Here is a 2772-nt window from a genome sequence, read left to right on the forward strand (position 1 = left end):
CCGCCATTAGAGCCAGCGCCCCAAAGGTCGGCAGGGTGTAGTGCCACAGCTTGGTCGGGGCCAACTCGAACATCAGCCAGCCGGGAACCAGCCAGCAGACCAGGAACCGGATCGCCGGCTCCGCCCGGCGGCTCCACCCCGTCGAGATGGCGGCAGGCAACAACAGGGTCGACGGGAAGAACAACAGGGGCGCCAGCAACAGATACATGCCGGGGAAGCCCGAATGGCTTTCGTGCGCGCCCGCAATCTTGGGCGCCAGATCGCCGCCGATGGCCTCGCGCCAGAAACCGCCGTCCGTGGCGATGGTGATGGCGATGGCCCAAGGCCCCACCATCAGGGCCACCAGAGGCAGCCCCCAGCCCCAGCCCAGACGGCCCAGCCATTTGATGTTCCGATCCCAGATCGACAGGGCGATGACTGCCAGGGCGATGACCAGAAACCCGATCGGCCCCTTGATCAGGATCGACAGGCCCAGGCCCGCCCAGAACAGGAATTTGTGCAGCCGGACCGGCTTCTCACCCGCCCTTGTCGCCATATAGATGCGCGCCAGCGCCGCCATGGCCAGGGTCGTGGCCCCGCACAGCATGGCGTCGGTCTTGGCGATGCCCGCCTCGGACGACAGCAGGAAGGTGGTCCCCATGATGGCCCCGCCCAGGAAGCCGATTCGCGCGCCGAACAAGGCCGCCCCGGCCCAGGCCACAGCCCAGGCCGCCAGCATGGCGCCCAGCAGGGACGGAATCCGGTAGGGCGCAATCTCGCGATCCTCGACATCCGAGGTCATGGCGACGGCGGCCGCCTGCAGCCAATAGATGCCGACCGGCTTCTTCCAGCGCGGCTCGTCCTGGAAGCGGATGTCCACATAGTCGTGGCTTTCCAGCATCTGGGCGGTGGCCTGGGCGAATCGGCTCTCATCGCGGTCCAGCGGCGGCATCAGCAGCAGACTGGGCAAACCGGCGACAAGCGTCAGCAGGGCCGCAAACAGGGGTCCGCGCCAACCGGCGACATGGCGATCAAGATCAAACGTCTTCATCCTGCCTCCTTACACGCAGCCCGCACAGTCGTCAGCCGTCTCCCCTAAGCGACGCATCTCGGCTATGGAGCGGCCATGACCGTTGAATCCGCGCCTGACATCTCCGTCGTCGTCCCCGTCCATGACGAATCCGGGGCCGCCGTGCCCTTGGCGCGTGAAATCGCCGAGGCCTTCATGGGGCGATCCTTCGAAATGATCTTTGTCGATGACGCCAGCCGGGACGCGACCCTGGCCGAACTGAAGGCCGTCATGCCGGAACTGCCCATGCTGCGTGTGCTGGCGCATGGGTCCAATGCGGGTCAGAGCCGCGCCGTGCGTACTGGCGTCCTCGCCGCGCGCGGCGCAATCATCGTCACCCTGGACGGCGACGGTCAGAATCCGCCGATTGACGCCCCCCGTCTGGTTGACGCCCTGCTCGCCGCCCCCGCCGATGTCGCTCTGGTCGGCGGCCGCCGCGCCAAACGTCAGGACAGCGCTGCGAAACGTCAGGCCTCACTCTGGGCCAACCGCATCCGCAAGCGCCTTCTGAACGACGACGCCGACGATACGGGCTGCGGCCTCAAGGCGTTCCGCCGCGACGTCTTCCTGCGCCTTCCCTATTTCGACCACATCCATCGCTACCTGCCCGCCCTGGTGATCCGTGAAGGCTATCGGAACCAGTATCTCGACGTCGGGCACCGCCACCGCGAAACAGGGCGGTCGAAATACACCAACTGGGGACGGCTGCGCGCCTCCCTATCTGACCTGATGGGCGTGATCTGGCTCAAATCGCGCGCCCGCCGGCCAGGCGCTGTGTCCGAATTTTGACGCCGCCTCACGCGACAGATCTCCTAAACACAACGTTAAAGAGAATCTCCAAACGCGCGACACATCGTCGTTTTTGAGATTTTCCCTGTAGCATCAAGGCCACGGTTGCAATTTCAGAGTGTTCAGCAACCCCCTTTGCGGCTCGACCTCCCACAGCTTCGCTGATATGAGCCACTATTAGGCGGTTTTCCCGTCGCATTTTTATCAACAAAGGCGGAGGGATACCCCCAATGCGTATGAAGACTCTTGTGCTGGCTTCCAGCGCAGCAGCCGCCATGGCCCTTTCGGCCGGCGCCGCTTCGGCGGAGCCCAACGGCTGGTACGGCGCGATCGACGCCGGCTACAAGTTCGACCACGACATCAAGGCTGAATCGTCGACGACCGGCGCCAGCTGGAAGTACGACGTCAACCCCGGTTGGGCTGCTTTCGCTCGCCTCGGCTATCGCTTCAACCCCAACTGGCGCGTTGAACTGGAAGGCGGCTACCGCTCGGGCGACATCGGCAAGATCCGCGCCGTGTCGGGCACGCAGGGCCTCTGCAACCTGACGCCAACGACGGGTGCATGCCACTCACCGGAAGGCGATATCGAGTCGACCACCCTGATGGCCAATGTCATCTATGACTTCGGCTCTTCGGCCTGGGGCATCCGTCCCTTCGTCGGCCTCGGCGCCGGTGTGAACCGCGTCTCCATCGACACGATCGGCAACCTGCGCGCCAACCGCGGTTCCACCTTCACCGCTGACGACAGCTCGACCAAGTTCGCCGCTCAGGCTCTCGCTGGTCTGTCGTACGCTGTAGGCGACCGCGCCAACATCGACCTGACCTACCGCTACCTGACGGGCGACGCTTCGTTCGACTCCAAGACGGTCGGCAGCGGCCCCGGCGCCACCAACTTCGGCACCTGGGACGGCGACTACAACAAGGTTCACACCGTG

The 2772-nt window shown here is 65.0% G+C and carries 3 protein-coding genes; 2 read left to right on the top strand and 1 reads right to left on the bottom strand.

Annotated features, from left to right (window positions below; all coding sequences use genetic code 11):
- Window positions 1-1030 (bottom strand): phospholipid carrier-dependent glycosyltransferase (locus QZ281_RS15355; RefSeq protein WP_292229838.1); only part of this gene is annotated, 1030 nt, incomplete at its 3' end.
- A gap of 75 nt (window positions 1031-1105) precedes the next feature.
- Between QZ281_RS15355 and QZ281_RS15360 the strand changes: the two genes are divergently transcribed.
- Both QZ281_RS15360 and QZ281_RS15365 read left to right on the top strand, forming a co-directional pair.
- Window positions 1106-1837, top strand: coding sequence for a glycosyltransferase family 2 protein (locus QZ281_RS15360; RefSeq protein ID WP_292229839.1), 732 nt, complete (start codon window positions 1106-1108; stop codon window positions 1835-1837).
- Between the two features lie 230 nt (window positions 1838-2067).
- Window positions 2068-2772: outer membrane beta-barrel protein (locus QZ281_RS15365; protein WP_292229840.1), on the top strand; the 705-nt coding region annotated here is incomplete at its 3' end.

Origin of the sequence: Brevundimonas sp., assembly GCF_018608325.1 — a bacterium.
GTDB lineage: Bacteria > Pseudomonadota > Alphaproteobacteria > Caulobacterales > Caulobacteraceae > Brevundimonas.

Excerpts from the sequence above, each read along its gene's own strand:
- QZ281_RS15360 (WP_292229839.1), top strand. The coding sequence starts at position 1,106 with ATGACCGTTGAATCCGCGCCTGACATCTCCGTCGTCGTCCCCGTCCAT.